This window comes from Microbacterium sp. bgisy207 (genome assembly GCF_965345035.1).
In the GTDB taxonomy this organism is placed as follows: domain Bacteria; phylum Actinomycetota; class Actinomycetes; order Actinomycetales; family Microbacteriaceae; genus Microbacterium.
In genome coordinates, this window is the sequence record NZ_CBDRMG010000016.1 from 1 (window position 1) to 25771 (window position 25771).

Consider the following 25771-nt stretch of genomic DNA (forward strand, 5'->3'; position numbering starts at 1 on the left):
TCCTGGAGATGCGCGGCATCACCAAGACCTTCCCGGGGGTCAAGGCGCTCTCGGGCGTCACTCTCGAGGTCGAGCGCGGTGAGATCCACGCGATCTGCGGGGAAAACGGTGCCGGCAAGTCCACCCTGATGAAGGTGCTCTCGGGCGTCTACCCGCATGGCTCGTACGACGGCACGATCGTCTTCGAGGGCGAGGAGGTCGCGTTCCGAAGCCTCGGCGACAGCGAAGCCAAGGGCATCGTCATCATCCACCAGGAACTCGCCCTGAGCCCGCATCTGTCGATCGCGGAGAACATCTTCCTCAACAACGAGCAGCGCGGCGCCCTCGGCCTGATCGACTGGAACCGCACGAACTTCCAGGCCGCCGAGCTGCTGGCTCGGGTCGGTCTGCGCGACAATCCCCGCACCCCCATCAAGCAGATCGGTGTCGGCAAACAGCAACTCGTCGAGATCGCGAAGGCGCTCTCGAAAGAGGTGAAGCTCCTGATCCTCGACGAGCCCACCGCCGCCCTCAACGACGAGGACTCGGACCATCTGCTCGACCTGATCCTCCAGCTCAAGGAGCAGGGGATCACGTCGATCATCATCAGTCACAAGCTCAACGAGATCAAGAAGATCTCCGACACCGTGACCGTCATCCGTGACGGGAAGACCATCGAAACCATCGCCCGCGACGACGTCACCGAGGACCGCATCATCAAGGACATGGTCGGCCGCGATCTCGAGCATCGCTATCCCGACCATGACCCGCAGATCGGCGAGGAGTTGCTGCGCGTCGAGAACTGGACGGCCCATCACCCGCAGGACCCCTCGCGGGTCGTCGTGGACAACGTCTCGCTGACCGTCCGCGCCGGCGAGATCGTCGGAATCGCGGGCCTCATGGGCGCCGGACGCACCGAGTTCGCAATGAGCCTGTTCGGCCACAGCTATGGGAGCAAGATCAGCGGCAAAGTCTTCATGCGGGGCCGCGAGATCAAGACCCGAACCGTCGCCGAAGCCATCGAGAACGGGCTGGCATACGCAACCGAGGATCGTAAGACCTATGGCCTCAACCTCATCGAGGACATCAAGCGCAACATCTCGATGGCATCGCTGAACAAGCTCGAGCGTCTCGGGCTGGTCAACGACAACAAAGAGTACGCCGTGGCCAACGAGTATCGGCGCGACCTCAACATCAAGGCCCCGAACGTTCTCGTCAAGACGGGCAAGCTCTCCGGTGGCAATCAGCAGAAGGTCGTGCTGTCGAAGTGGATCTACTCCGACCCCGACGTGCTGATCCTCGACGAACCGACCCGGGGTATCGACGTCGGCGCGAAGTACGAGATCTACACGATCATCAACAAGCTCGCCGCAGCGGGCAAGGGGATCATCGTCATCTCGTCCGAACTTCCCGAGCTGCTCGGCATCTCCGATCGTGTCTACGCGATCTCGGAGGGACGCATCACGGGAGAGCTTCCCGTCGAGGAGGCCACGCCGGAGTCGGTCCTCAAACTCATGACCATGGAGAAGGCCCGCTGACGGGCCCCGCAGGAGAACACACCATGTCCAACGACACCCCGAACACCGAGTCCACGGCCGCGGGCGCGCTCATCAACCCGCCCGACAACAGATTCACCCGCTGGTTCAGCAACATCCTCGCTGACCTGGGCAAGAACGGTATCTTCATCGCTCTGATCGCGGTGGTGGTCTTCTTCACCATCACCACGGATGGCATCCTGTTGCGCCCGCAGAACATCTCCAACCTGATCGTCCAGAACGGGTACATCCTCGTCCTCGCGATCGGCATGGTGATGGTCATCATCGCCGGCCACATCGACCTGTCGGTGGGCTCGGTGGCGGCATTCATCGGTGCGGTCTCGGGCGTCTTCGCCGTCCAGTGGGGTCTGCCGTGGTGGCTTGCCATCACGTTGTCGCTGATGATCGGTGCGCTCGTGGGAGCCTGGCAAGGATTCTGGGTCGCCTTCGTCGGCATCCCCGCCTTCATCGTGACGCTCGCGGGCATGCTCATCTTCCGTGGACTGGCGCTGGTCGTGCTCGGCAACGCCAACATCGGCTCCTTCCCCGAGGAATACCGCGCACTCGGCAACGGCTTCGTCACCGGCGTCTTCGGCGAGGGCACGCCCGACCTGTTCACGCTGCTCGTGGGAGCCGCCGCGATCGTGCTCCTCGTCTTGAACCAGGTGCGCTCGCGGGCTGCCCGGCTCAAGTACGGCCAGGACGTCGACCCGATCGTCTGGTTCGTCGTCAAGCTGCTGCTGGTGTCGGCGGCGATCGTCTTCTTCATGTTCTCGCTGGCCTCGTACAAGGGCATCCCGGTGACGCTCATCATCCTGGCGGTGCTCGTGCTCTTCTACGGCACGATCATGAACCGGTCGGTCTTCGGTCGCCACGTGTACGCCATCGGCGGCAACCGTCACGCCGCGGAGCTGTCGGGGATCAAGACCCGGCGCGTGGACTTCCTGCTGTTCGTGAACATGGGCTTCCTCGCAGCCCTCGCCGGCCTCATCTTCACCGCGCGCCTGAACCTGGCCGGTCCCAAGGCCGGTGACGGGTTCGAACTCGAAGCGATCTCGGCGGCCTTCATCGGCGGCGCCGCCGTCCAGGGCGGCGTCGGAACGATCGGTGGCGCCATCATCGGTGGCCTCATCATCGGCGTCCTCAACAACGGCATGTCGATCATGGGTATCGGGATCGAATGGCAGCAGGCGGTCAAGGGGCTCGTGCTGCTGTTGGCTGTCGCCTTCGACGTCTACAACAAGCGGCGCTCCGGAAACAGCTGAGTCCGTTCTCCCGCGAGACGCGTCGTCGCGGATTTCCCGGCCTAGGCTGGGGCGGTGATCATCCTTGCCGCCACGCCGATCGGGAATCTCGGCGACGCGTCTCGGCGTCTTGTGGAGGCGCTGGAGGCCGCGACGATCGTCGCCGCCGAGGACACTCGCACGACACAGCGGTTGTTCGCGGCGCTGGCGATCCAGAACCGTCCGCGTCTGATCGCGCTGCACGACCACAATGAGAAGACGCGCGCGGCCGAACTGGTCGAGCTGGCCCGGGACGACGACGTGCTGCTGTTGTCGGATGCCGGGATGCCGACGATCAGCGACCCCGGCTTCGGTGTGGTGGCTGCTGCGAGCGAAGCCGGTGTCACGGTGACGGTCCTCCCGGGGCCGAGCGCGGTGCTGGCGGCGCTCGCCGTCTCCGGGCTGCCGACGGATCGCTTCACGTTCGAGGGGTTCCTGCCGCGAAAGTCAGGTGACCGGCGCCGCCTCCTCGAGTCGCTTGCGAGCGAGCAGCGCACGATGGTGTTCTTCGATGCGCCCGGGCGTCTGGCCGTCTCGCTGTCCGACATGGCGCAGGCGTTCGGCGCCGAGCGTCGGGCAGTCGTGTGTCGGGAGCTCACCAAGCTCCACGAGGAGGTGCGCCGAGGAACCCTCACCGACCTTGCGGCATGGGCAGCCGAGGGTGTGAGGGGGGAGATCGTCATCGTCGTCGGGGGAGCCGGTAGCGCCCAGATGGCGTTCGAGGATGCGGTTGACTACGTCTCGGACCTGCTTGCCCAGGGCAAGTGGCTCAAGGATGCGTGTGCTGACGTCGCGACGGCATCCGGGTACTCGTCACGCGAGCTGTACAACGCGAGTCTGGAACGATCCGCCGGTCGCGGGTGACGCTCCCGCGGTCCTTGTCACACGCCGCGAGGTGAGGTCTGCCCGAACTAGACTTCTCGGGTGAGTTCCGGCAGTTCCTTCTACATCACGACGCCGATCTACTACCCGAGCGATGTTCCGCACATCGGCCACGGGTACACGACGGTCGCCGTCGACACGCTCGCGCGTTGGCACCGGCAGTCCGGTGACGACACCTGGATGCTGACGGGCACCGACGAGCACGGACAGAAGATGCTGCGCGCGGCAGCAGCCAACGGTGCGACCCCGCAGGAGTGGGTCGACCGGCTTGTCGGCGAGTCGTGGTTCCCGCTGCTTCGGACCCTGGATGTCGCCAACGACGACTTCATCCGCACGACGCAGGCCCGCCACGAGGAGCGCGTGACGCAGTTCGTGCAGGCGATCTACGACAACGGCTACATCTACGCGGGCGAGTTCGAGGCGCTGTACTGCGTCGGGTGCGAGGAGTTCAAGACCGAGGCCGAGATCATGGACGGCACCGGGGCGTTCGAGGGCCTCAAGGTCTGCGCGATCCACTCGAAGCCACTGGAGCTGTTGCAGGAGAAGAACTATTTCTTCAAGCTCAGCGAGTTCCAGGACCGTCTGCTCGAGCTCTACAAGAGCGTCCCCGACTTCGTGCGGCCCGAGTCGGCGCGCAACGAGGTCGCCTCGTTCGTGCGCAGCGGACTGAAGGACCTGTCGATCTCGCGGTCGACGTTCGACTGGGGCATCAAGGTGCCGTGGGATCCCTCGCACGTCATCTATGTGTGGGTCGACGCGCTCCTGAACTACGCGACAGCGGTCGGCTACGGATCCGATCCCGAGCAGTTCGCGCGCCGCTGGCCGGCCTATCACGTCGTGGGGAAAGACATCCTCCGCTTCCACGCGGTGATCTGGCCCGCGATGCTCATGGCTGCCGGCGTCGAGGTGCCGCGCGGCGTCTTCGCCCACGGCTGGCTGCTGGTGGGCGGCGAGAAGATGTCGAAGTCCAAGCTCACCGGCATCGCGCCGACCGAGATCACCGATGTCTTCGGCTCCGACGCGTACCGCTTCTACTTCCTGTCGGCGATCGCGTTCGGCCAGGACGGGTCGTTCTCGTGGGAGGACCTCTCCGCTCGCTACCAGGCCGAACTCGCGAACGGATTCGGCAATCTGGCCTCGCGCACGGTCGCGATGATCGAGCGGTATTTCGAGGGCATCGTCCCGCCGCCGGCGGAGTACACGGATGCGGATCTCGGCATCCAGCGGACCGTTGCGGATGCTGCGGCGAACGCGGACGCCGCGATCGAGCGCTTCCGTATCGACGAGGCGATCACGGCGATCTGGACCATCGTCGACGAGCTCAACGGCTACATCACCGAGAACGAGCCCTGGACACTTGCGAAGGACGATGCGAAGCGTGAACGGCTCGGGACGGTGCTCTACACCGCTGCGGAGGGACTGCGCGCTCTCGCGCAGCTGCTCTCGCCGGTGATGCCGATCTCGACCGAGAAGCTGTGGATCGCCCTCGGCGCGGCCGAGACCCTGGGCCGTCTGCAGGACCAGCCGCTGCGCGAGGCAGGAACCTGGGGTCGGCTGCGTCCCGGAACGTCCGTCAACGGCCTGGCCCCTCTGTTCCCCCGCGTCGAGCAGCCGGCGTGAGCGACGATCGAGGCGTTTCGACTCGCTTCGCTCGCTCAACGACCGGGGCGAGGGTCGTTCGTTGAGCGACGAGCGCAGCGAGGAGACGAAACGACATGACAGAAGACCCGAGCGCCTACGTGCGGGAACGGTCGGCCTCCGGCCGGCGGGATCTGACCTATCCTGACCCGCCCGAACGGCTGGACGTGGCAGTGTACGACAACCACTGCCATCTCGAGATCGTGGACGGCGATGATCCGCTCTCCCTCGACGAACAGCTCGCCCGCGCGGAAGCTGTCGGCATCGCCGGCGTCGTGCAGGCATCCGGTGACGTGGAGTCCTCGCGCTGGGCGGTGTGGGCCGCCGAGCACGACCCCCGGGTGCTCGCCGCCGTGGCCATCCATCCGAACGAAGCCCCCGCCTACGCGGAGGCAGGGCGTCTCGATGAGGCCATCGCAGTGATCGACGAACTCGCCGCCCACCCGCGGGTGCGCGCAATCGGCGAGACGGGGCTCGACTTCTTCCGCACGGATGCCGAGGGCCTGCCCGCGCAATACCGCTCCTTCGAGGCGCACATCGCCCTGGCCAAGAAGCACGGTGTCGCGATGCAGATCCACGACCGCGACGCCCACGACGAGGTGTTCAGCGTGCTCGATCGTGAAGGTGCGCCCGACAGGACCGTGTTCCACTGCTTCTCGGGCGACGCCGACATGGCCCGCACGGCCGCCGACCTCGGGTACTACCTCTCGTTCGCGGGCAACATCACCTTCAAGAACGCGCAGAACCTTCGCGACGCGCTCGCGGTGACGCCGCGGGATCGGATCCTCGTCGAGACGGATGCGCCCTTCCTCACGCCGGTTCCCCACCGTGGGCGCCCCAACGCTCCCTACCTCGTACCGATCACGGTGCGGTTCATGGCCGCACACCTGGGGATCCCCGTGGCGGATCTCAGCGCCCAGATCGCAGCCAACACTCGCGAGGTCTACGGCGCCTTCGCGTAGGGCAGCGCCGCGGGGGTGGCAAGCGTCGTCGAGCCGCCGACGATGCTCCAGGGCAGCACGACCGGGGGTGCTGTGCCCTCCTCGTCGTCCACCGCGTTGCTCTCGATCGTGGTGACCAACTGCGGCAGCAGCAGGCGGGGCGCGGCCTCGGGATGCACACACACGTGTGTGACACCCAGCCGGGCGTTGATGTCGCAGTCGTGCAGACAGAGCGCGACAAGCTGCAGATCGCGGGGCAAGACGATCCCGAGTTCGGACAGCTCGACGAACAGCGTCGGACCCTCCTGCGCGTAGGAGAACACGGCATCCGCTCCCTGGCGCAGCAGCTCGCGCACGCTCCCGGCAAGCTCGCGGCGATCGGGCTCCAGGTACACGATGGCGGTGTCCTGACGCCGCTGGGCGCACCACGTCCGATAGACGGCCTCGCCGATCTCTCGTCGTCGCACGCCGGGACCTTCGGTCAGCAGCCCGACGCGCGCCGCGCCTCCCGCGGCCAGCAGGTCGAGGGCGGCGCGAGTCGCCTCCTCGTATCCGGTCCGAATCCACAGTCCGACGCTGCGGGGCAGAGGCAGGTCGTTCGTGATGAGGGGGATGTGCGCGGCAGCGGCGAGGCTCATGACGGCGTCGCTCTCGCGCGCGTCGGGAGCGTACACGGCATCCACCCGCGCGCTGCGCAGCAGTTCCGGATGTGAGGTGGGAAGAACCGTCACGGTGAACCCGTGCGCGGCTGCCGCTTCGCACAGGGCTGTGAGCTGACGCATGGCGTACTGGGCCTGCGCTGCCTCGCGCTCGGACGCGGGCGGTGCGCTGGCGACATACCCGATCGACATCGTGCGCCCCCGGCGCAGGGCTGCCGCATAGCGATCCGGGGTGTAGCCGAGCGTCGCCGCGACCTCGAGGATCCGTCGACGCGTCTCGGGCCGCAGCGCGCCGCGATCGTTGAGTGCCTGGCTGACGGCTGCCGTCGACACCCCCGCTGCTGCGGCGACGTCCTTGAGGGTGGGGCGCAGGCGCGCGACGGGCGGGGAGGCGTCGTCGCGGTGCCGAGGCATGGTCCCTCCCGGGGGTCAGGCGCAGTCTGCAGTGGGCGCGGCCTGAAGGTCGCGGGCGGGATCGGGGAAGACGGTGGCGATCGCCTGGACCCACCGGTCGCCCTCGCCGGACGCGGCTAGTGTATGGCCGCGCGCGACCAGGTGATGCATGACCACGCCCGCGAAGTGACGCAGAGCCCGCTCGGTATCCTGCGGCGGTGCACTGTCGCGGGCGGGGAGTCGGGAGATTTCGGCATCCAGCAGGCGCTGAACCCACCCTCGTGCCGCGAGGACCGCGGGTGCGACATCATGCACGCGGCGCACGCTCGCGTGTCGGGCTGCGGCAGCGCTGACGATCGCGCGGGCATCCGCGAGCGACGCGATCTCGTCGATCGGGGCGTGGATCCGGATCGTGTCCAGATCCAGGAGTTCCACACCGGGAAGCTGCTGCACATCGGGCGCGACGTTGCGGGGCATCCCGAGATCGATGATCAGGACGTGTGAGTTCGGCGTTGCCGTCTGCTTCCGTGCCGCCGCCAGCTTCTGCGCGTCGAGAGCCTCCCGCGTCGTGCACGTGACGATGACCTCTGCCCGTGCGAGCTCGGCCGCGGGTGTGTCGGGGTCGACGGCGACCAGCCCATGCCGGGCGGCGAAACTCGCGGCCCGACCGGATCCCGACAGGACGCGGATGTCGCCGGCGCCGCGCGCCCGTAGCGCCGCGAGCGCTGCGGCGGCATAGCGCCCCGTGCCGACCAACAGGACCCGGACGCCGGTCCAATCCACGATGCGTGAGGACGCGAGCTCGAGGGCGAGGCGCACCAGCGAACGGCCGGACTCGCCCAGCCGGGTGGAGTTCTTGACCGCTCGTGATGTCTCGCTGGCGCGGTCGAACAGGTGCTCGAGCGATCGGGTCGTCATCCCCGCCGATCGGGCGTCATCGTAGGCGCGACGCACTTGCCCCGCGATCTCGTCTTCGCCCACGACAACCGACTCCAGGCCCGAGGCGACGGCGAAGAGGTGGTGGGCGACGCGGTTGCCCACGGTGATGTCGATCGACTCGTGCAATTGGCGAAAGCCGATCCCCGACGCGCGGGAGATCTCGGTCAGTGCCGCGTCGACCGCGGACTCGGGCGACGGCTCATCGTCCAGGTCGACGTCGAGGTACGCCTCGAATCGGTTGCAGGTTGCGAGCACGACCGCGCCGCCGATCGCGTCGTGGGCCAGGGGAACGCCCGCGCGCAGTTCGTCGCCGACGGATGCGAGACGCTCGAGCGCGTCGAACGGTGTTGCCCGATGATTCGCCGAAAGGCAGACCAGCACTCGCTCTCCTCTTCCCGTGCGTCTCGTCGGTCGTGACGAGGAGTTAGTATATCGATTAACTCCGGCCGGTGAAGGATCCATGCAACTGACTGATCAGCATCCGCTCGTTGCGCATGCGACCCGCGACTCTCGTCTCATCCGCGCGAGCCTCGGCGAGCGACCCGACCTCACCCCGGTGTGGTTTATGCGTCAGGCCGGCCGCTCGCTGCCGGAGTACCGGGCGCTTCGTGCGACGCAGTCGATGCTCGACGCGTGCCGCGATCCGGCCCTGGTCAGCGAGATCACGCTGCAGCCGGTGCGGCGGCACGGGGTGGATGCCGCGATCTTCTTCAGCGACATCGTCGTGCCGCTCGTGCTCGCAGGGCTCGATGTCCAGATCGAGGCGGGCCGCGGACCCGTGTTCGCGGAGCCGGTGCGCACCGCCAGAGATGTCGCGCGCGTCACGGCGATCGATCCAGAACTCGTCCGCGAGCGGGCTGAGCCGATCGCTGACGCCGTGACCCGAACCACTCTGCTGTTGGCCGACGAGAGCGCGACTCGTGGCGAGCCGATTCCCCTCATCGGGTTCGCCGGCGCCCCGTTCACCCTCGCCGCGTACCTCGTCGAAGGCGGCCCCTCCAAGGATCACCTCCGAGCCCGCCGCCTTATCCACGAGGACCCCGCCGCCTGGGAGGCCCTCACTGGCTGGCTCGCAGCAGTCAGCGGCGTGTTCCTCCAGGTCCAGGTGGCGGCCGGTGCCAGCAGCGTCCAGTTGTTCGACTCGTGGGCGGGGTCGCTGGCGCCCGCGGTCTACCGATCGGCCGCGTTGCCGGCCTCGCGCGCCGCTCTCGAGTACGTCCGCGCCCTCCGGCTCCCGACCGGGGCGGGTATGTCCCACGTCCCGCTGGCGCACTTCGGTGTCGGCACGGGCGACCTGCTCGCCGATATCGCGACGCTCGATCTCGACGTCGTCGGGATCGACCACCGTGTCAGCCTGGACGAGGCCGTTGCGCGACTTGCCACCGCTGTCACGGTGCAGGGGAACCTCGATCCTGCCCTGCTGTTCGCACCACCACACGTCCTGGACGCGGCGCTGGACCGGATCCTGGCCGAGGGCCGGGCTGCCCGTGCGCACATCGTCAACCTCGGCCACGGCGTACCGCCCGAGACGGATCCGGATGTCCTGACCCGGCTTGTGCGCCGCGTCCATGAGCGACCGGATGCCGCGTGAGCAGCGTGGGGACACACTCGTCGTCCGATCCCGACGTGTGCATTGTCGGCGGCGGCATCGCCGGTCTCGTGTTGGCCGTGGAAGCCGGTGCCGCGGGGCTTCGCACGGTCCTGCTCGAGGCGGGAGAGCGCGTCGGCGGAATGCTGGCGCCCGTCTCGGTCGGCGACGGGCTGCTCGTCGACGGTGGCGCGGAGTCCTTCGCAACCCGCGCGGACGTCGTTGCGCGCCTGATCGAACGCTGGTCTCTGCCCGTGGAGATCGTTGCCCCGGACCCGGCGGGGGCGTGGCTTGTCGTCCCCGACGACTCCGGCGCCGGGGTGCGCCGGGCCCCGCTGCCGCGGCACAGCATCCTCGGGATCCCCGCGGACCCGGAATCCGACGATGTCGTGGCGCTCGTCGATCCGGTCCGCGAGAGGCTGCAGCCGCTGCCCGCATCCGAGCCGTCCCTGCACGAGCTCGTCGCGTCGCGCCTGGGCGAGGCGCTCGCGACCACGATCGTCGACACCGTCTGTCGCGGTGTCTATTCCGCGCCCGCCTCGCGCCTGCGGCTCTCACGCGTCCACCCGCAGCTGTGGGCGAGGGTGCAGCAGACCGGCTCCCTGACAGCGGCGGTGTCCGATCTCACGACCACCGGCGAGCGTCCGGGAAGCGCGGTCGCCGGCATCCGTGGGGGACTGTGGCGCCTTGCCGACGCGCTCGCCGCCCGCGCGGAGGCTGCGGGAGTGGCCATCCGAACGGACACCCGCGTGACGCACCTCGACAGTGGCCCCGACGGGGTCGACGTGCGTACGAACCGCGGAGGCGTGCGCGCGCGATCGCTCGTGCTGGCCACCGGCCGCGCCGAGATCGACCGGCTCCTGGGTCGTCCGGACGGTGCGGCGGGCTCCCCCGTTCTCCTCGCGATCGCCCGGATTCACGCGCCCGCCCTCGACGGGCACCCGATCGGCACCGGTGCGCTGGTGGCCGAGACCGTTGCGGGGCAGGTCAAGGCCCTCACCCACGCGAGTGCCAAGTGGGAGTGGCTGCGAGACGAGCTGACTCCTCATGAGCACGTGGTGAGGCTGTCAGCCCGGGATGCCGAGACGGCCCGGTTCGACGCGGAGAGCATCAGCGAAGCGGTGACGCGGATCACTGGCGTCGCCGTGCGGCCATCGGCGATCCGAGAGCTCCGGGTCTGCCGCTGGGATGCTCAGTCCGCGTCGGTCTCGTCAGGTGCCGCGCCGCCCCCGCCTCCGGGCATCCACCTCGCCGGCGCCGCCGTGGCCGGGACGGGGCTTGCCGCGGTCATTCCGCACGCCCAGGCCCTGGCCGCGGACCTCCTGGTCCATCCCCCGACATCTTCGAACCCACGACCGATTCGATAGGAGCATCCGTGACCGCTTCCGATCCCCGACCCAGCTACACGCTGTTCGCCGTGCTCGCCGTTCCTCGCCTGCAGCGCCGCGACGTCTCCGAGCTCGCGGCAGCCGTGGATGCCCTCCCCGCGACGGGCGTGACGCTGCGCGGTCTCTACGACGTCACCGGCATGCGGGGCGATGCTGACCTCATGGTGTGGCTGCACGGCGAAGATCCGGCGGCTCTTCAGGCGGGTCTGCGACAGCTGCGACGTACCGAACCGCTGTGGGATGCCACACCGGTGTGGAGTGCGATGGGCGTACACCGCGAGGCCGAGTTCAACAAGCGCCACATCCCCGGATATCTGCGCGGCGAGAGCCCGCGGGCCTGGCTCTGCCTGTACCCGTTCGTCCGCAGCTACGAGTGGTACCTCCTGCCCGAGCAAGAGCGTTCGGCGATGCTCGCTGAGCACGGTCGCAAGGGCAGTGCCTTCCAGGATGTCGTCGCCAACACCGTGTCGACCTTCGCGCTCAGCGACTACGAGTGGCTGCTGCCTCTCGAGAGTGACAACCTGATCAGCCTGGTGGACATGATGCGGGACCTGCGTGCGACGGATGCGCGCCGGCACGTCCGTGAGGAGGTGCCCTTCTACACCGGGCGTCGGGTCGAGATCGAGGAGCTCGTCGAGGTGCTGTCGTGACGGAGAGCACGTTCCGACCCAAGCCGCCCCGCGCGACCGGAGCCTATTGTGCGCCCGGCGCGTCGGTGTGCGGCGCGACGCCGGCCGCGGCGAGCGGTCCCGCCCACGTCGAGGAGCCTGTCGCGTACGACGCGCTGCTGTTGCTCGGGTTCGGCGGACCCGAAGGCCAGGAGGATGTCATCCCGTTCCTGCGCAACGTGACCGCCGGTCGCGGCATCCCTGACGAGCGCCTCGAAGAGGTCGCCCACCACTACCGCCACTTCGGTGGTGTCTCACCGATCAACGCGCAGAACCGGGCGCTCGTGGCGGCTCTGGAGGCCGAACTCGCGCGCCGCGACATCGATCTGCCGGTGTACTGGGGCAACCGCAACTGGATGCCGTACGTGGCCGATGCGGTGCAGCAGTTGCACGCCGACGGACATCGCCGCGTTCTCGCGCTGGCGACCAGCGCGTACAGCTCGTATTCATCGTGCCGCCAGTACCGCGAGGATCTCGCGGATGCCCTCGAGGCGACGGGGCTGGGTGAGCAGCTCCAGATCGACAAGGTCGGCCAGTTCTTCGATCACCCCGGGTTCGTGGATTCCTTCGTCGACGGGATCCGCGACGGACTCGGCCACCTGCGCGCACAGGGGATAGAGGACGCCTCCGACATCGAGATTCTGTTCTCCACCCACTCCATCCCCGTCGCCGACGCCGACCGCTCCGGCCCCCGGGACCGTGACTTCGGAGAGGGCGGCGCGTACGCCGCGCAGCACACCGCCGTCGCCGAGGAGATCGTGCGCCGACTCGGCATCGACAGTTCGTGGCAGCTGGTCTATCAGAGCCGGTCGGGACCGCCCTCGGTGCCGTGGCTCGAACCCGACGTCAACGATGCGATCCGCGAGCTGCCCGCGAAGGGCCGACGGGCCGTGCTCATCGTGCCCCTCGGGTTCTTGAGCGACCACATGGAGGTCATGTGGGATCTCGACACCGAAGCGGTCGAGACTGCGCGCGAGGTCGGGCTCGTCCCCGTCCGCACGGCGACGCCGGGGATCTCGCCGATCTACGTCGCCGGACTGGTCGATCTGGTCCGCGAGCGCCTCGAGGGGACACCGGCCTTCGAGCGCGTGCGCGCGACCTCCCTCGGCCCCTGGTTCGACGTGTGCCGCCCCGGATGCTGCGAGAATGCCCGCCTCGGCTTCCGGCCTGCGCTCGCGGGGCTGCAGCCGTGACGGCGTCGGTACGGTTGGGAACCCGCGGCAGCACCCTCGCGATGACCCAGTCCGGCACGGTGGCGCGCATGCTGACCGCCGCCACGGGGACGCCCGTCGAGCTCGTGCCCGTCACGACCCACGGTGACACGGCGACCGGGTCCCTGGTCTCGCTCGGTGGCACCGGTGTGTTCGCCACCGCGCTGCGCGAGGCGCTGCTGGCGGGGGAGTGCGACATCGTCGTCCATTCGCTCAAGGACCTGCCGAACGCGCCCTACCCCGCGATCACCCTGATCGCCGTTCCGGGGCGAGAGAGCGCTCGCGACGCGCTGTGCACGCGGGAAGCGGTCGGGCTCGACGCGCTCGCACCGGGAGCGCGCGTGGGAACGGGTTCGCCCCGCCGCGCCGCGCAGGTCCTCAGCCGACGTCCCGACCTCGTCGTGGCCGACATACGCGGGAACGTCGATACGCGGCTGCGCAAGGTCGCGGAGGGCGAGTACGACGCGATCGTGCTGGCCGAGGCCGGTCTTCGGCGGATCTCCCGGGACGCCGAGATCCGTGAGGCCTTCGACCTCGACCAGTGGCCGACCTCGGCCGGCCAGGGAGCCCTTGCCGTGGAGATGCGCACGGCCGATGTCGGCACGGATCTCGGCGCTCAGCTGCGCTCCCTGAACGACCCGCGCGCAGAACTGACCGCGCTGGTCGAACGAGCAGTCCTCGCCGAACTCGAGGCCGGGTGCGCGGCGCCCGTCGGCATCTCCGCTCGGGAAGACGGTGACACGCTTGCCCTGATCGCACAGGTGTACCGGAGCGACGGGGGGCGTAGCATCCGTGTCGAGCAGACGGTGCCGGTGGCGCTCGTTTCCGAGCCGGCGGGCCGCAAGGGCATCGCCGCACGCGTGGTCGCCGAGTTGCGCGCGCGCGGTGTCGACGATCTGGATGCCGAGAATCGCGCGATCACCGATCCCGAGTCCGCGGGAGACGCCCACACGCCGACGGAGGGCGGGATGCCGTCGTGAGCACAGACACCGCCCCCGGGCCATTGGCGGGGCGGCGCGTGCTCGTTCCTCGCGGTGGGGCATGGGGTGAGCGCGTGGCCCGCCTGCTGCGTGAACGGGGAGCTGCGCCCGTGATCGCGCCGCTGATCCAGACCCGCGAGCCGCGGGACGTGGCGGCGCGAGACCGGGTCTTCGCCGCTCTCGCGGACGGCGCCTACGACTGGGTGTTCCTCACGAGCGCGGCCAGCGTCGAACAACTCGTCGCCGCCGGCGTGAAGGTGCCCGCCGGAACGCATATCGCTGCGGTCGGCCGGGCGACGGCGCGCGCCGTAACCGAGGCCGGATACGACGTGGACTTCGTGCCGGCGGGGCGCTCGTCGGCCTCGACGATGATCCGCCAGTGGTGCGCGCTCCACGATCCCGACCGGGTGGGCCGCTGTCTCGTGCTGCGCTCGGATCTTGCGATGGCCGTCGTCAGCGACGAACTCGAGGTGCGCGGATACGACCTCGAGGTGTGCATCGCCTACCGCACCGTCGGTGTCGACCTGGCCCCTGACGTGCTGCATGCGGTGCGCGTGGGCGACATCGACACGGTCCTTGTGACCTCCACGAGCGTCGCCCGCGAACTCGCCGAGCAGGTCGGCGCGCTCCCCGCGGGTACCGTGCTTGCCTCACTCGGCCCCGGAACAACGCGGGATGCCGAGCGTCGTGGACTGCCGGTCACCGTGACCGCCCCCGATCAGAGCATCGAGTCCCTCATCCATGCCCTTCCGCCGACGTGATCCCTGCCGTCGAACCGACCACGGAGTTGCCTTCATGAGCACGTTCCCCACCCACCGCCCGCGCCGACTGCGGCAGAGTCCCGCGATGCGCCGGCTCGTCGCGGAGCACACGCTGTCCGCATCCGCTCTCGTGCTTCCGGTCTTCGTGACCGAGCGCGACGAGCCCCAGCAGATCGCGTCGATACCCGGGGTGCGGCAGGAGACGCTTGCGACGCTCCCCGCCGTGGTGCAGGCCGCCGCGGATGCCGGGATCGGCGGCATCATGCTGTTCGGCGTCCCGCTGCACCGGGATGCCGTCGGATCCGGTGCAACAAGACCCGACGGCATCCTCAACCGTGCGATCCGGGTCGCCGCCGACGCGTCAGCCGGACGGCTCACCGTCCAGGCCGACCTATGCCTGGACGAGTTCACCGACCACGGGCACTGCGGCGTGCTCGACGGCCGGGGCGCTGTCGACAATGACGCGACGCTCGAACGGTACGCGGCGATGGCCATCGCGCAGGCCGATGCGGGCGCCCAGATCCTCGGACTGTCGGGCATGATGGACGGCCAGGTCGCTGCCGTCCGCGGCGCACTGGATGCTGCAGGTCGCACGGACGTCGTTCTTCTGGCCTACTCGGCGAAGTACGCATCCGCCTTCTACGGGCCTTTCCGCGACGCGGTCGAGTCGACGCTCGTCGGCGACCGGACGACGTATCAGCTCGATCCCGCGAACGCCCGCGAGGGCGTCCTGGAAGCGGACCTCGACATCCGAGAGGGCGCAGACATCGTCATGGTCAAACCCGCGGGTCCCTATCTCGACGTCCTCGCCGCGGTCGCGCAGCGCTCGCCGGTCCCCGTCTGGGCCTACCAGGTCTCGGGGGAGTACGCCATGATCGAGGCCGCTGCCGCCGCCGGAGCGATCGATCGGGACCGCGCGATCATGGAGTCGGTGCTCGGCATCCGTCGCGCGGGAGCCGCCGCGATCCTCACCTACTGGGCCCTCGAGATCGCCGCACGTCTGCGAGAGGGCGCACGCGCTCTCGGAACGGAGGTTCAGGCATGAGCGAGACCGCGATGTCCTCGAACAACGAGGCGCTGTTCGCCCGTGCCCGTCACGCCATGCCCGGCGGCGTGAACTCCCCGGTACGCGCCTTCGGGTCCGTCGGGGGAACCCCGCGGTTCTTCGTCAGCGCGCGCGGCCCGATGGTCACGGATGCCGACGGTCGCGAGTACGTGGATCTCGTCGCCAGCTGGGGGCCTGCCATTCTCGGCCATGCTCACCCGGCCGTCGTCGAGGCCGTGCAGGCAGCGGCAGCCCGAGGACTCTCGTTCGGTGCCAGCACCCCCGCAGAAACCGACCTCGCGGAGCTGATCGCAGCCCGCGTGGGGGCGGTGGAGCGTGTGCGGCTGGTCTCGACCGGGACCGAGGCGACGATGACGGCGGTTCGCCTGGCACGCGGGTACACCGGGCGTGACCTCGTCGTGAAGTTCTCGGGTCACTACCATGGTCACTCCGACGGGCTTCTCGCGCAGGCAGGTTCGGGGCTGGCGACTCTCGCGCTGCCCGGGTCCGCGGGTGTTCCTGCCTCGATCGCCGCGCACACCGTGGTGATTCCCTACAACGATCCGGGCGCGCTGGCCGAGGTGTTCGCGCAGCACCCGGGGCAGATCGCGGCTGTCATCACCGAGGCTGCTGCGGCGAACATGGGTGTCGTTTCTCCGCATCCGGGGTTCAACGCCCTGCTCGCGCAGACCTGCCGTGAGCAGGGCGCGTTGCTGATCGTCGACGAGGTCCTCACGGGCTTTCGCGTGGGACCAGCGGGATTCTGGGGTCTGCAGGATGCCGCGGGGGAGCGCTACACACCCGACCTGTTCACCTTCGGCAAGGTCGTCGGTGGAGGCCTTCCGGTCGCTGCCGTCGCTGGCCGCGCAGACGTCATGGACCTGCTCGCGCCGCTTGGCCCCGTCTATCAGGCCGGGACGCTCTCGGGGAACCCCGTCGCGGTCGCTGCGGGCCTGGAGACGCTGCGCCGCGCGGATGCCGAGGTCTATGCCAGGCTCGACCGTGCGTCAGCCCAGCTGTCCGCAGCGGTTTCCGACGCCCTCACGGGGGCCGGTGTTGCGCACGTGATCCAGCGCGCGGGCAACCTCTTCAGCGTCTTCTGGGGCCAGGAGGTTGCGGGCGGCGTCGACGACTACGAGACCGCGGTGCGGCAGGAGACCTTCCGGTACCGCGCGTTCTTCCACGCGATGCTCGAGGCGGGGGTGTCGCTGCCCCCATCCGCGTTCGAGGCGTGGTTCCTCACCGCCGCGCACGACGATACTGCGCTGGAGCGGATCGCGGCGGCCCTTCCCGCCGCGGCGCGCGCCGCCGCATCCGCCCGCGCCTGACCCCGCGCCTGACCCCGCACACCAGTCCTGCCTCTTCCGCGAAGCAGCCCGTTCCCGCCGAACCAGCCCGCAATGCGGGCTGTCTGAACGAAAACGGGCTGCTTCGCGGTGTGGCGTCGGGCCGGGGTGGTCAGGCCTTGGCCTTGGCCTTCGGGCGGGTGAAGAGCGTCTCGGTCTGTTCGAGCTCCATGCCCTTGGTCTCGGGAATGCGCAGCCAGACGAAGAAGAACGACAGCGCGGCGAACGTGGCATACATCCCGTACGTCAGCGGGAGCGACCACGTCGACATCACCGGGAAGGTCATGGTGATGAGGAAGTTCGCGATCCACTGCGCTCCGGCCGCGACACCGAGGGCCTTGCCGCGGATGCGGCTCGGGAAGATCTCGCCCAGAAGCACCCACACCAGCGGTCCCCACGAGGCGCCGAATCCGATGACGAAGAGGTTTGCCGCGACCAAAGCGATGGGGCCCCACGCGCCGTCGAGGTGAACGTCTTTACCGGTACCGGTGGCGAACGAGAAGGCCAGTGCCATCGTGCCGAGTGACAGTGCCATGAGCACGGAACCCGTCAAGAGGATGGGCTTTCGGCCGACCCGGTCGACCAGGAAGATCGCGATCAATGTGACGAGCACGTTCGTGACGCTGGTGAAGACGCTGATCAGTGGCGCGTTGGTCATGCCGACCGAGTTCCACAGGCTCGTCGAGTAGTAGAAGATCACGTTGATGCCGACGAACTGTTGGAACACCGACAGGATGATGCCGATCCAGACGATCGGCTGCAGACCCAGCGCCCTGCCCCGGATCGACACCCCGGCGTTCTTCTTGTCGGTCTCGATCGCCGTGATGAGCTCGTTCATCGTCTTGTCGAGATCGACGGGCGGGACCAGGCGGGCGAAGATCGCACGGGCCTCATCGTTGCGCCCCTTGCTGATCAGGTAGCGCGGTGACTCCGGCACCGTGAACGACAGGATGCCGTACACCGCCGCGGGAACCACCGCCACCAGGAACATCCAGCGCCACGCCTCCAGGCCGAGCCAGAGCACGTTGTCGGCACCGCCGGCGATGCCTTCGAGCAGAGCATCCGACAGGAGCGCCGCGAAGATACCGATCGTGATCGCGAGTTGCTGCAGGGAGGCGAGCCCGCCGCGGATCTGCCGGGGTGCCACTTCGGCGATGTAGGCGGGGGCGACCACCGAGGCGATGCCGATGCCGATGCCGCCGACGATGCGCCACAGACCGAGGTCCCACACCGAGAAGGCGAGGCCGGTACCGATCGCGCTGACGAAGAACATCACCGCGCCGAGGAACATGACCTTCAGGCGGCCCCATCTGTCCGCGAGGTTGCCCGCGGTGAGCGCGCCGACGGCGCACCCCAGCAGGGCGACGGCGACGATGAAGCCGGTCACGAAGTCGTTCAGGGCGAAATCGGCCTGGATCGACTCGACGGCGCCATTGACCACCGACGAGTCGAAGCCGAACAGGAATCCACCGACGGCAGCGGCGATGGACAGGCCGATGGCGCGGCGGCCATAGGTGCTGTTGAGGGAGAACGTCCCCGTGGGGAGCGCGTCAGAAGAGGATGTCACGCGACTCACCGTACTCCCGCGATGGCGTCGCGTGACGGATTCGCTCGGTCGGGTTTCGCGACGTCGTTGCGCCGGCCAACTACAGTGAACGCATGCCCGTCACCCTCCTGGGCGCCGCGGAAGTGCGGGCGCTGGCTGCCGACCTCGGCGTGACCCCGACCAAGAAGCTCGGACAGAACTTTGTCGTCGACGCCAACACGGTGCGCAAGATCGTGCACCTCGCCGGCGTGCAGGCCGGCGAGCACGTCGTGGAAGTCGGCCCGGGCCTTGGCTCCCTGACTCTGGCGATCCTCGAGACCGGAGCCGAGGTGACGGCCGTCGAAATCGACCACAGGCTCGCAGAGCGGCTTCCTGCCACGGCATCCGCTCATGGGGTTCCCCAGGGCGCGCTGCGGGTCATCGACGAGGACGCGCTTCGGGTGGTACAGCTTCCGGGTGAGCCCGAGGTGCTCGTGGCCAACCTGCCCTACAACGTCTCCGTGCCGGTGCTCCTGCACTTCCTCGAAACGTTCCGTTCGATCGTTCGGGGTGTCGTGATGGTGCAGGCGGAGGTGGGTGAGCGGTTGGCGGCCCTACCCGGGTCCAAGGTGTACGGAGCGCCGAGCGCGAAAGCAGCGTGGTGGGGCACGTGGCGACTGGCAGGGACTGTGTCGCGCCAGGTGTTCTGGCCGGTTCCGAACGTCGACAGCGTCCTCGTCGGCTTCCAGCGGACCGACCCGCTCGGGTCGGAGACCGAGCGCGCGCTCACCTTCCGCATCATCGACGCGGCCTTTCAGCAACGGCGCAAGATGCTGCGCCAGGCGCTCGCTGGCGTTCTCGGCGGGTCGGCTGCCCAGGCATCCGCCGCGCTGGAGCGAGCCGGGATCGCCCCGACGGCGCGGGGGGAGGAGTTGACGGCTGCGGAGTTCCTTCGCATCGCCAGAGCACACTCCCCGGAGCCGCGCTAGCCTCGAAGCATGACCGACGAGCAGCGATTCTCGCGCAGCCGATACGACCTTCATCGACCCTATTCGGCATCCGAGAGCCGCTACGGCGCCACAGAGTACCGGCAAGTCGGCACCTCGGGGCTCTACCTCCCTCCGGTCTCGCTCGGGCTCTGGTGGAACTTCGGCGACAACATCCCGTTCGACAACCAGCGCGCGCTGCTGCGACACGCGTTCGACTCCGGGATCACCCACTTCGATCTCGCGAACAACTACGGGCCGCCCTATGGCTCGGCCGAGACGAACTTCGGCCGGATGATGCGGGAGGACTTCGGACGGTACCGGGATGAGCTGATCATCTCGTCCAAGGCCGGGTACGACATGTGGCCCGGTCCCTACGGTGATTACGCGTCGCGCAAGTACATCCTCGCGAGCGCGGAGCAGTCCCTGCAGCGGATGGGCCTCGAGTACGTCGACATCTTCTACTCGCACCGGATGGATCCGGTCACCCCGGTCGAGGAGACCATCGGCGCCCTGGACACCCTCGTCCGCCAGGGCAAGGCCCTGTACGTGGGGATCTCCTCGTACTCGGCGGAGCAGACGGCCGTCGCCGTCGCCGTGGCCCGCAGCCTCGGCACCCCGCTCGTGATCCACCAGCCGTCGTACTCGATGCTCAACCGCTGGGTCGAAGACGGCCTGACCGGTGTGCTGCGTCAGGAGGGACTCGGCGCGATCGCCTTCACGCCTCTCGCGCAGGGCCTGCTCACCGACAAGTATCTCCACGGCGGCGCGGCCGATCGCGCACAGAACCGCAACTCGGTTCCCGCGGACAGGGTGTCCGACCGGGGTCGCACGATTCTGGCGGGTCTGAACGAGATCGCGCGTCAGCGCGGCCAGAGCCTTGCCCAGATGGCGATCCAGTGGGTGTTGCGTGACCCGGTGGTCACCTCCGCCCTCATCGGCGCCTCGCGCCCGGCCCAACTCGACGAGAACCTCGCCGCGCTCGAGGGTCCCGCGTTCGACACCGAGGAGATCGAGCAGATCGACACTCTCACCGACGGCATCGACCTGTCGCCGTCGGGTCTGATCTGGGCGGATGCCTCGGCATCGTGACCGCACCGCTTCGCTCCGACGGCGTCCGGGTGCGGGCGCCGGGAAAGCTCAACGTCTTCTTCGAAGTCGGTCCGCTCTTGGACGACGGCTACCATGCCGTCGCATCCGCCTACCAGGCGGTCTCGCTGTTCGAAGACGTCTGGGCGGTGGCAGCCGACGACTTCCGGCTCGACGTGACCGGATCCGTGGACGTGTCAGCAGTCCCGGTCGACGATCGAAACCTCGCGCTGCGGGCTGCCCGTATCCTCGCTCAGCACACGGGGTTCGACGGCGGCGTTCACCTCACGGTCGACAAACACGTTCCGGTCGCGGGGGGAATGGGCGGTGGCTCTGCGGACGCTGCGGCCGTGCTGGTCGCCTGTGACGCGCTGTGGGGCACGGAGGTCGGCTCTGCGGAGTTGCACCGGCTCGCCGCTCGCCTGGGCGCCGATGTCCCTTTCGCTTTGATGGGCGGAACGGCCGTGGGACTCGGGCGTGGCGACCGGCTGAGTCCGGCGCTGGCCACCGGCCGTTTCGAGTGGGTCATCGTCCTTTCGAACGGGGGCCTGTCGACTCCTGCCGTGTACCGGGAGCTCGACCGGCTCCGCTCCGGCGCGGCGATGAGCGGCCACCCGTCCACCGGGGCCATCCGGCTGTCCGGGCGTACGGGGAGGAGCCAGGATGACGCCGATCCGCTGGTCGCTCCCGGTGTGCTGCACGCCCTTCGTGCCGGCGATGCGCACGCCCTGGCGGGCCACCTGCACAACGACCTCCAGGAGGCGGCGCTCTCGCTCCGGCCCGATCTGCGCGGAGTGCTCGATCTCGGCGATCGTTCGGGCGCGCTGGCCGGGCTCGTGTCGGGGTCGGGTCCGACCGTCGCGTTCTTGTCGGAGGATCTCGAGTCCGCCCTGGAACTGCAGGTGACGCTCTCGGCTGCAGGCTATACGGCTCTCCACGTCCACGGTCCCGTGCCCGGCGCGCGGCTGATCTGATGCGCCGTGTGCGCAGTCGCCGACGCTGACGGCCTCTGCGTCGGTCATAACCGCCCGCAGTGTCCCCGGCCTCCGGTAGCGTGATTCGAAGCCGCATCGGCCGTCCCCGACGAACGGAGAACCATGAAGGCTGTCATCGACAATGTCGTCATCGCGGAAGCGTCTCGCGATGAGCTCGTCTCGATCGAGGGGAACTGGTACTTTCCGCCGAGCAGCATCGTTGACGGTGCGCTCGTCGAGAGCCCCACTCCCTACACCTGCCCGTGGAAGGGCGTGTGCCAGTACTACGACATCGTCGCGGACGGCGTCACGCACTCGGACGGGGCATGGGCATACCCGACTCCCTACCCGAGCGCGTTCGAGCGCGTGGGTACCGACTTCTCGGGCTACGTCGCCTTCGGGAAGGACGTGTCGGTCATCGACTGACCCGGTGCGCCGTGATCATCTTCGACGACGTCACGAAACAGTTTCCCGACGGAACCCGGGCCGTCGACGGGTTCAGTCTCACGCTGCCCGCGCACAAGACGACGGTCTTCGTCGGTTCGTCAGGATGCGGCAAGACGACTCTGTTGCGCATGATCAACCGGATGGTGGAGCCGTCGGCCGGTGCCGTGACGATCGACGGCGAGGACATCGCCGACGCTGACCCCGTGAAGCTTCGCCGTGGCATCGGGTACGTCATGCAGAACTCCGGGCTTCTGCCGCACTACACCGTGATCGACAACATCGCCACGGTGCCGGTGCTGCAGGGCGTCTCGCGTGCTGCGGCACGCGCACGAGGCCTCGAGCTCATGGACACCGTGGGGCTTGACCGATCCTTCGCCAAGCGCTATCCCAGCCAGCTCTCGGGCGGTCAACAGCAGCGTGTCGGGGTGGCGCGAGGGCTGGCGGCAGACCCCAACATCCTGCTGATGGATGAGCCCTTCGGCGCGGTGGACCCGATCGTGCGCGCGGAACTTCAGCAGGAACTGCTGCGTCTGCAGGACGAGGTCGACAAGACGATCGTCTTCGTCACGCACGACATCGATGAGGCCTTCCTGCTCGGAGACCAGGTCGTCATCCTCGAGAAGGGCGCGCACATCGCGCAGGTCGGTTCTCCCAGCGAGATCCTCGAGAACCCGGCATCCGAGTTCGTCGCCTCGTTCGTGGGAGTCGACCACGGCAAACGGTCGCTGCACCTGAAGAAGACCGCGACCGGCACGGCGGTGATCGATGGCACGGGCCGGACCCAGGGCATGCTCGACGAGCCCGTGCAGCCTCCCGGAGGCGAGGCGGACGGCGGAGTGGCTCGGCTAGCGGGGGGCAGCTCGCCGTGAGTTGGATCCTCGACAACCTCGGGCTGATCGCTCAACTCTCGGTGGAGCATCTGCGTCAGTGCGTCATTGCGATCGTGCTGGGGTTCGTCCTGTCGATTCCGCTGGGTTACCTCGCGTGGCGCTTCGGGCTGCTGCGGGGCTGGGTGATCACGGTCACGGGGATGCTGTACACCATCCCGTCGCTTGCCCTCCTGATCCTTCTCCCGACCGTGTTCGGGTACAGCGCACTCAGCGACGCGAACCTCATCATCGCGCTCACCCTCTATGCGATCGCGATCCTCGTGCGCTCGGTCGTCGATGGCCTCGACTCGGTCGACGAGGGCGTGCGCGGGGCATCGACGGCGATGGGCTTCTCCGGGGCGGGCCGGTTCTTCCGGGTCGAACTCCCGCTGGCCGGACCCGTCATCCTCGCCGGACTTCGCGTGACCTCCGTCAGCACGATCTCGCTGGCCACCGTCGGCATCCTCGTCGGCGTCACGAATCTCGGCTACCTGTTCACGAACGGTCTGCAGCGGCGCATCATCCCTGAGGTGCTCGCGGGGATCATCGCTGTGGTCATCCTCGCGCTCCTGATCGACCTCGTCCTCGTCGTCGCGGGACGGATGCTCATGCCGTGGACTCGCCGGAGCCGCATCCAGTCGCGCGCTGCCGCGCCGGCGGTGTCGGTAGGAGCGAGCGCATGAATCTCATCATCGATGCGTGGCTCTGGATCGTTGCGCCAGAGCAGTGGACCGGCCCCTACAGTCTCCCGATCCTCTTCGTCCAGCAGCTGGGCTACACCTTCGCCTCGGTCGGCATCGCGACGCTCATCGCCGTCCCTCTCGGGTGGGCGATCGGACACACCGGGAAGGGTAGGGAGATCGCAGTGGCGATCTCGGGCGCGGCGCGAGCGATTCCCTCGTTCGGTCTCCTCATCCTTCTCGTTCTGGTTCTGGGCGTCACGCGCCGCCCTGAGGCGGCGATCATCACGTTCGTCCTGCTGGCGATCCCTTCCCTCTTGGCGGGCGCATATACCGGCATCCAGGCGATCGACCGCGCGACGATCGATGCGGCCCGTGCCGTCGGGATGACCCGCTGGCAGGTGCTGTGGCGTGTCGAGGTCCCCCTCGGCCTGCCGCTTCTGATGGGGGGGTTTCGCACCGCCACCCTCCAGGTCGTCGCGACCGTGACGATCGCCGCTTACGTGAACCTCGGCGGCCTGGGCTGGCCGATCATTCAGGGCATCCCGCTGGGCCGATTCGACCAGGTCCTCGCCGGCGCGGTCCTGGTCGCCGCGCTCGCCCTGATTCTTGATGGGCTGCTGGCCCTCGCGCAGCGCGGCGTCGTGCCGCGCGGCGTGCGCCCGCCCCCGGTTCCACGCCGATCCCGCTCCCGCCGTGCCGACCTGTCCCTCGCCGCATCAAGCTGATCCACCACACCGATCCACCACACCGATCCGATCCCGCACACAGAGCCCGCACCACCAGAAAGAGAAAGAGGCACCATGACCACCACACGCACCCTCCGCGCCGCCGCGCTCGCCGGCGCCGCCGCGCTGCTGTTGGCCGGCTGCGCGTCGGGCAACCCGCTCGATGAGCCCACCGACGGCAGCGGCGACGCCGCGCCCGACACGATCGTCGTCGGTTCGCAGGCGTATTACTCCAACGAGATCATCGCCGAGATCTACGCACAGGCACTCGAGAACGCCGGTTTCGACGTCGAGCGTCAGTTCAACATCGGGCAGCGGGACGCCTACATTCCCGCGCTGGAGAGCGGCGAGGTCACGCTCTTCCCCGAGTACACCGGCAACCTTCTGCAGTACTTCGACCCTGAGACGACCGCTCGCACGGCTGACCAGGTCTACGCGGCATTGCCGGACGCCCTTCCCGAGGGTCTTGTCGTGCTCGATCAGTCCACCGCGACCGACCAGGACTCGTACACCGTGACCTCCGCCTTTGCCGATGAATACGGCCTGGTCTCGATCGCCGATCTGGCAGATGTGACGGTGCCGCTCACGCTCGGCGGCCCGCCCGAGCTCGCCGAGCGCCCCTACGGGCCGACCGGCCTCGCCGAGGTGTACGGCATCGACGTCGGATTCTCGGCGACCGGTGACACCACGTTCGAGGACCTCGAAGCGGGAACGATCAACCTCGCGAACATCTACACCGCCGACCCGCGCATCCAGACGGCGGGCCTGGTCGTGCTCGAGGACCCCGAGGGTCTCTTCCTCGCCTCGAACGTCGTCCCGGTCGTGAACGCGGACGTCGCCGACGAGATCGCCGACGTCATCAACGCCGTCAGTGCCGCCCTGACTCCCGAGGGCCTGGTGGCGCTGAACGTGCAGAGCACGGTCGATCAGATGTCGCCCGCCGATATCGCGTCGCAGTGGCTGCAGGAGAACGGCCTCGCCTGACGCCCCGACAACGCGCAGCGCCCTTCGTCAGAGGATCCGACGGAGGGCGCTGCGCGTGACTGCGATCAGCGGCCGAACAGGCTCGCGAAGAAACCCTTCGACGGTTCGTTCTCGTGGCCCGCGCAACGCTGGGACTTCGGGACGCCGGCGAGGGCCTGCTGCACGTGCTGGCCGCATCCGCCCCACGTGACTTTGCCGCACTTTCGGCAGGTCGTCTGGTAGCACATCGGTATCTCCTTCTCTGGCGGTAACC

25 protein-coding genes are annotated in these 25771 nt (G+C 68.6%); 21 read left to right on the plus strand and 4 right to left on the minus strand.

Going from position 1 to position 25771, the window contains the following annotated elements; genetic code table 11:
- Positions 1-2: 2 nt before the first annotated feature.
- From mmsA to ACSGC5_RS13430, 5 genes are all read left to right on the plus strand, one after another.
- On the plus strand, positions 3-1517 hold the full coding sequence (gene mmsA, locus ACSGC5_RS13410) for a multiple monosaccharide ABC transporter ATP-binding protein (protein WP_434971104.1): 1515 nt from the start codon (positions 3-5) through the stop codon (positions 1515-1517).
- 23 nt (positions 1518-1540) lie between these two features.
- A complete protein-coding gene (gene mmsB / locus ACSGC5_RS13415; protein ID WP_434971105.1) occupies positions 1541-2779 on the plus strand; it encodes a multiple monosaccharide ABC transporter permease in 1239 nt (412 codons plus the stop codon).
- A gap of 54 nt (positions 2780-2833) precedes the next feature.
- The gene (rsmI, locus tag ACSGC5_RS13420; RefSeq protein ID WP_434971106.1) at positions 2834-3661 is read left to right on the plus strand and encodes a 16S rRNA (cytidine(1402)-2'-O)-methyltransferase; all 828 of its coding nucleotides are present in this window, start codon (positions 2834-2836) and stop codon (positions 3659-3661) included.
- A 60-nt stretch (positions 3662-3721) separates the two neighbouring features.
- Positions 3722-5299 (plus strand): methionine--tRNA ligase, encoded by a 1578-nt coding sequence (gene metG / locus ACSGC5_RS13425; RefSeq protein ID WP_434971107.1) that lies wholly within the window; start codon positions 3722-3724, stop codon positions 5297-5299.
- A 95-nt stretch (positions 5300-5394) separates the two neighbouring features.
- Complete coding sequence (locus ACSGC5_RS13430) at positions 5395-6279, plus strand: TatD family hydrolase (protein WP_434971108.1); 885 nt, start codon at positions 5395-5397, stop codon at positions 6277-6279.
- Here ACSGC5_RS13430 and ACSGC5_RS13435 read toward each other — a convergent pair.
- Positions 6261-7331, minus strand: coding sequence for a LacI family DNA-binding transcriptional regulator (locus tag ACSGC5_RS13435; RefSeq protein WP_434971109.1), 1071 nt, complete (start codon positions 7329-7331; stop codon positions 6261-6263). The genes ACSGC5_RS13430 and ACSGC5_RS13435 overlap by 19 nt on opposite strands.
- A gap of 15 nt (positions 7332-7346) precedes the next feature.
- On the minus strand, positions 7347-8630 hold the full coding sequence (locus tag ACSGC5_RS13440; protein WP_434971110.1) for a glutamyl-tRNA reductase: 1284 nt from the start codon (positions 8628-8630) through the stop codon (positions 7347-7349).
- A 79-nt stretch (positions 8631-8709) separates the two neighbouring features.
- On the opposite strand from ACSGC5_RS13440, the gene hemE reads away from it, so the two are divergent.
- The 8 genes from hemE to hemL are packed head-to-tail and all read left to right on the plus strand — an operon-like array spanning position 8710 to position 17218.
- Positions 8710-9840 (plus strand): uroporphyrinogen decarboxylase, encoded by a 1131-nt coding sequence (gene hemE / locus ACSGC5_RS13445; RefSeq protein WP_434971111.1) that lies wholly within the window; start codon positions 8710-8712, stop codon positions 9838-9840.
- Between the two features lie 35 nt (positions 9841-9875).
- The gene (locus ACSGC5_RS13450) at positions 9876-11204 is read left to right on the plus strand and encodes a protoporphyrinogen/coproporphyrinogen oxidase (RefSeq protein ID WP_434971112.1); all 1329 of its coding nucleotides are present in this window, start codon (positions 9876-9878) and stop codon (positions 11202-11204) included.
- An 8-nt stretch (positions 11205-11212) separates the two neighbouring features.
- Positions 11213-11875, plus strand: a complete 663-nt coding sequence (gene hemQ / locus ACSGC5_RS13455) for a hydrogen peroxide-dependent heme synthase (RefSeq protein ID WP_434971113.1) — start codon at positions 11213-11215, stop codon at positions 11873-11875.
- Positions 11872-13086: a ferrochelatase gene (locus ACSGC5_RS13460; RefSeq protein WP_434971114.1), complete on the plus strand. Its 1215-nt coding sequence runs from the start codon at positions 11872-11874 to the stop codon at positions 13084-13086. The genes hemQ and ACSGC5_RS13460 overlap by 4 nt, the downstream gene beginning before the upstream one ends.
- Positions 13029-14084 carry a hydroxymethylbilane synthase gene (hemC, locus tag ACSGC5_RS13465; protein WP_434971115.1) on the plus strand — a complete coding sequence of 352 codons (1056 nt, stop codon included), beginning with the start codon at positions 13029-13031 and terminating at the stop codon, positions 14082-14084. The genes ACSGC5_RS13460 and hemC overlap by 58 nt, the downstream gene beginning before the upstream one ends.
- Positions 14081-14845 (plus strand): uroporphyrinogen-III synthase, encoded by a 765-nt coding sequence (locus tag ACSGC5_RS13470; RefSeq protein WP_434971116.1) that lies wholly within the window; start codon positions 14081-14083, stop codon positions 14843-14845. The genes hemC and ACSGC5_RS13470 overlap by 4 nt, the downstream gene beginning before the upstream one ends.
- Before the next feature lie 34 nt (positions 14846-14879).
- The gene (gene hemB / locus ACSGC5_RS13475; protein ID WP_434971117.1) at positions 14880-15890 is read left to right on the plus strand and encodes a porphobilinogen synthase; all 1011 of its coding nucleotides are present in this window, start codon (positions 14880-14882) and stop codon (positions 15888-15890) included.
- A complete protein-coding gene (hemL, locus tag ACSGC5_RS13480; protein ID WP_434971118.1) occupies positions 15887-17218 on the plus strand; it encodes a glutamate-1-semialdehyde 2,1-aminomutase in 1332 nt (443 codons plus the stop codon). The genes hemB and hemL overlap by 4 nt, the downstream gene beginning before the upstream one ends.
- A gap of 130 nt (positions 17219-17348) precedes the next feature.
- Here the strand turns inward: hemL and ACSGC5_RS13485 are convergent, their stop codons facing one another.
- Entirely contained in the window at positions 17349-18803 is a 1455-nt protein-coding gene (locus ACSGC5_RS13485) for a sugar porter family MFS transporter (protein WP_434971119.1), read from the minus strand.
- A 92-nt stretch (positions 18804-18895) separates the two neighbouring features.
- Here ACSGC5_RS13485 and rsmA point away from each other — a divergent pair, with 92 nt between their 5' ends.
- The 8 genes from rsmA to ACSGC5_RS13525 all read left to right on the plus strand — a co-directional run bounded on the left by rsmA (position 18896) and on the right by ACSGC5_RS13525 (position 25518).
- Complete coding sequence (rsmA, locus tag ACSGC5_RS13490; RefSeq protein ID WP_434971120.1) at positions 18896-19750, plus strand: 16S rRNA (adenine(1518)-N(6)/adenine(1519)-N(6))-dimethyltransferase RsmA; 855 nt, start codon at positions 18896-18898, stop codon at positions 19748-19750.
- Between the two features lie 9 nt (positions 19751-19759).
- On the plus strand, positions 19760-20839 hold the full coding sequence (locus ACSGC5_RS13495) for an aldo/keto reductase (protein ID WP_434971121.1): 1080 nt from the start codon (positions 19760-19762) through the stop codon (positions 20837-20839).
- Positions 20833-21810, plus strand: coding sequence for a 4-(cytidine 5'-diphospho)-2-C-methyl-D-erythritol kinase (locus ACSGC5_RS13500; protein WP_434971164.1), 978 nt, complete (start codon positions 20833-20835; stop codon positions 21808-21810). The genes ACSGC5_RS13495 and ACSGC5_RS13500 overlap by 7 nt, the downstream gene beginning before the upstream one ends.
- A gap of 123 nt (positions 21811-21933) precedes the next feature.
- Positions 21934-22236: a DUF427 domain-containing protein gene (locus ACSGC5_RS13505; protein WP_434971122.1), complete on the plus strand. Its 303-nt coding sequence runs from the start codon at positions 21934-21936 to the stop codon at positions 22234-22236.
- Positions 22237-22247: 11 nt separating this feature from the next.
- Positions 22248-23126 (plus strand): ABC transporter ATP-binding protein, encoded by an 879-nt coding sequence (locus tag ACSGC5_RS13510; RefSeq protein ID WP_434971123.1) that lies wholly within the window; start codon positions 22248-22250, stop codon positions 23124-23126.
- Positions 23123-23809 (plus strand): ABC transporter permease, encoded by a 687-nt coding sequence (locus ACSGC5_RS13515; protein WP_434971124.1) that lies wholly within the window; start codon positions 23123-23125, stop codon positions 23807-23809. Before ACSGC5_RS13510 ends, ACSGC5_RS13515 begins: the two co-directional genes overlap by 4 nt.
- Positions 23806-24534 (plus strand): ABC transporter permease, encoded by a 729-nt coding sequence (locus ACSGC5_RS13520; protein WP_434971125.1) that lies wholly within the window; start codon positions 23806-23808, stop codon positions 24532-24534. Before ACSGC5_RS13515 ends, ACSGC5_RS13520 begins: the two co-directional genes overlap by 4 nt.
- A 75-nt stretch (positions 24535-24609) precedes the next feature.
- The gene (locus tag ACSGC5_RS13525; protein ID WP_434971126.1) at positions 24610-25518 is read left to right on the plus strand and encodes an ABC transporter substrate-binding protein; all 909 of its coding nucleotides are present in this window, start codon (positions 24610-24612) and stop codon (positions 25516-25518) included.
- A 65-nt stretch (positions 25519-25583) separates the two neighbouring features.
- Here ACSGC5_RS13525 and ACSGC5_RS13530 read toward each other — a convergent pair whose 3' ends face one another.
- Positions 25584-25745: a hypothetical protein gene (locus ACSGC5_RS13530; RefSeq protein ID WP_434971127.1), complete on the minus strand. Its 162-nt coding sequence runs from the start codon at positions 25743-25745 to the stop codon at positions 25584-25586.
- Positions 25746-25771: the final 26 nt, after the last annotated feature.

What these genes read in the sequence shown, in the direction of transcription:
- mmsB (WP_434971105.1), top strand. Translation starts at nt 1,541, where the DNA reads ATGTCCAACGACACCCCGAACACCGAGTCCACGGCCGCGGGCGCGCTC.
- ACSGC5_RS13430 (WP_434971108.1), top strand. Translation starts at nt 5,395, where the DNA reads ATGACAGAAGACCCGAGCGCCTACGTGCGGGAACGGTCGGCCTCCGGC.
- ACSGC5_RS13435 (WP_434971109.1), bottom strand. Translation starts at nt 7,331, where the DNA reads ATGCCTCGGCACCGCGACGACGCCTCCCCGCCCGTCGCGCGCCTGCGC.
- hemE (WP_434971111.1), top strand. Translation starts at nt 8,710, where the DNA reads ATGCAACTGACTGATCAGCATCCGCTCGTTGCGCATGCGACCCGCGAC.
- hemC (WP_434971115.1), top strand. Translation starts at nt 13,029, where the DNA reads ATGCTGCGAGAATGCCCGCCTCGGCTTCCGGCCTGCGCTCGCGGGGCT.
- hemB (WP_434971117.1), top strand. Translation starts at nt 14,880, where the DNA reads ATGAGCACGTTCCCCACCCACCGCCCGCGCCGACTGCGGCAGAGTCCC.
- hemL (WP_434971118.1), top strand. Translation starts at nt 15,887, where the DNA reads ATGAGCGAGACCGCGATGTCCTCGAACAACGAGGCGCTGTTCGCCCGT.
- rsmA (WP_434971120.1), top strand. Translation starts at nt 18,896, where the DNA reads ATGCCCGTCACCCTCCTGGGCGCCGCGGAAGTGCGGGCGCTGGCTGCC.
- ACSGC5_RS13495 (WP_434971121.1), top strand. Translation starts at nt 19,760, where the DNA reads ATGACCGACGAGCAGCGATTCTCGCGCAGCCGATACGACCTTCATCGA.
- ACSGC5_RS13505 (WP_434971122.1), top strand. Translation starts at nt 21,934, where the DNA reads ATGAAGGCTGTCATCGACAATGTCGTCATCGCGGAAGCGTCTCGCGAT.
- ACSGC5_RS13520 (WP_434971125.1), top strand. Translation starts at nt 23,806, where the DNA reads ATGAATCTCATCATCGATGCGTGGCTCTGGATCGTTGCGCCAGAGCAG.
- ACSGC5_RS13525 (WP_434971126.1), top strand. Translation starts at nt 24,610, where the DNA reads ATGACCACCACACGCACCCTCCGCGCCGCCGCGCTCGCCGGCGCCGCC.
- ACSGC5_RS13530 (WP_434971127.1), bottom strand. Translation starts at nt 25,745, where the DNA reads ATGTGCTACCAGACGACCTGCCGAAAGTGCGGCAAAGTCACGTGGGGC.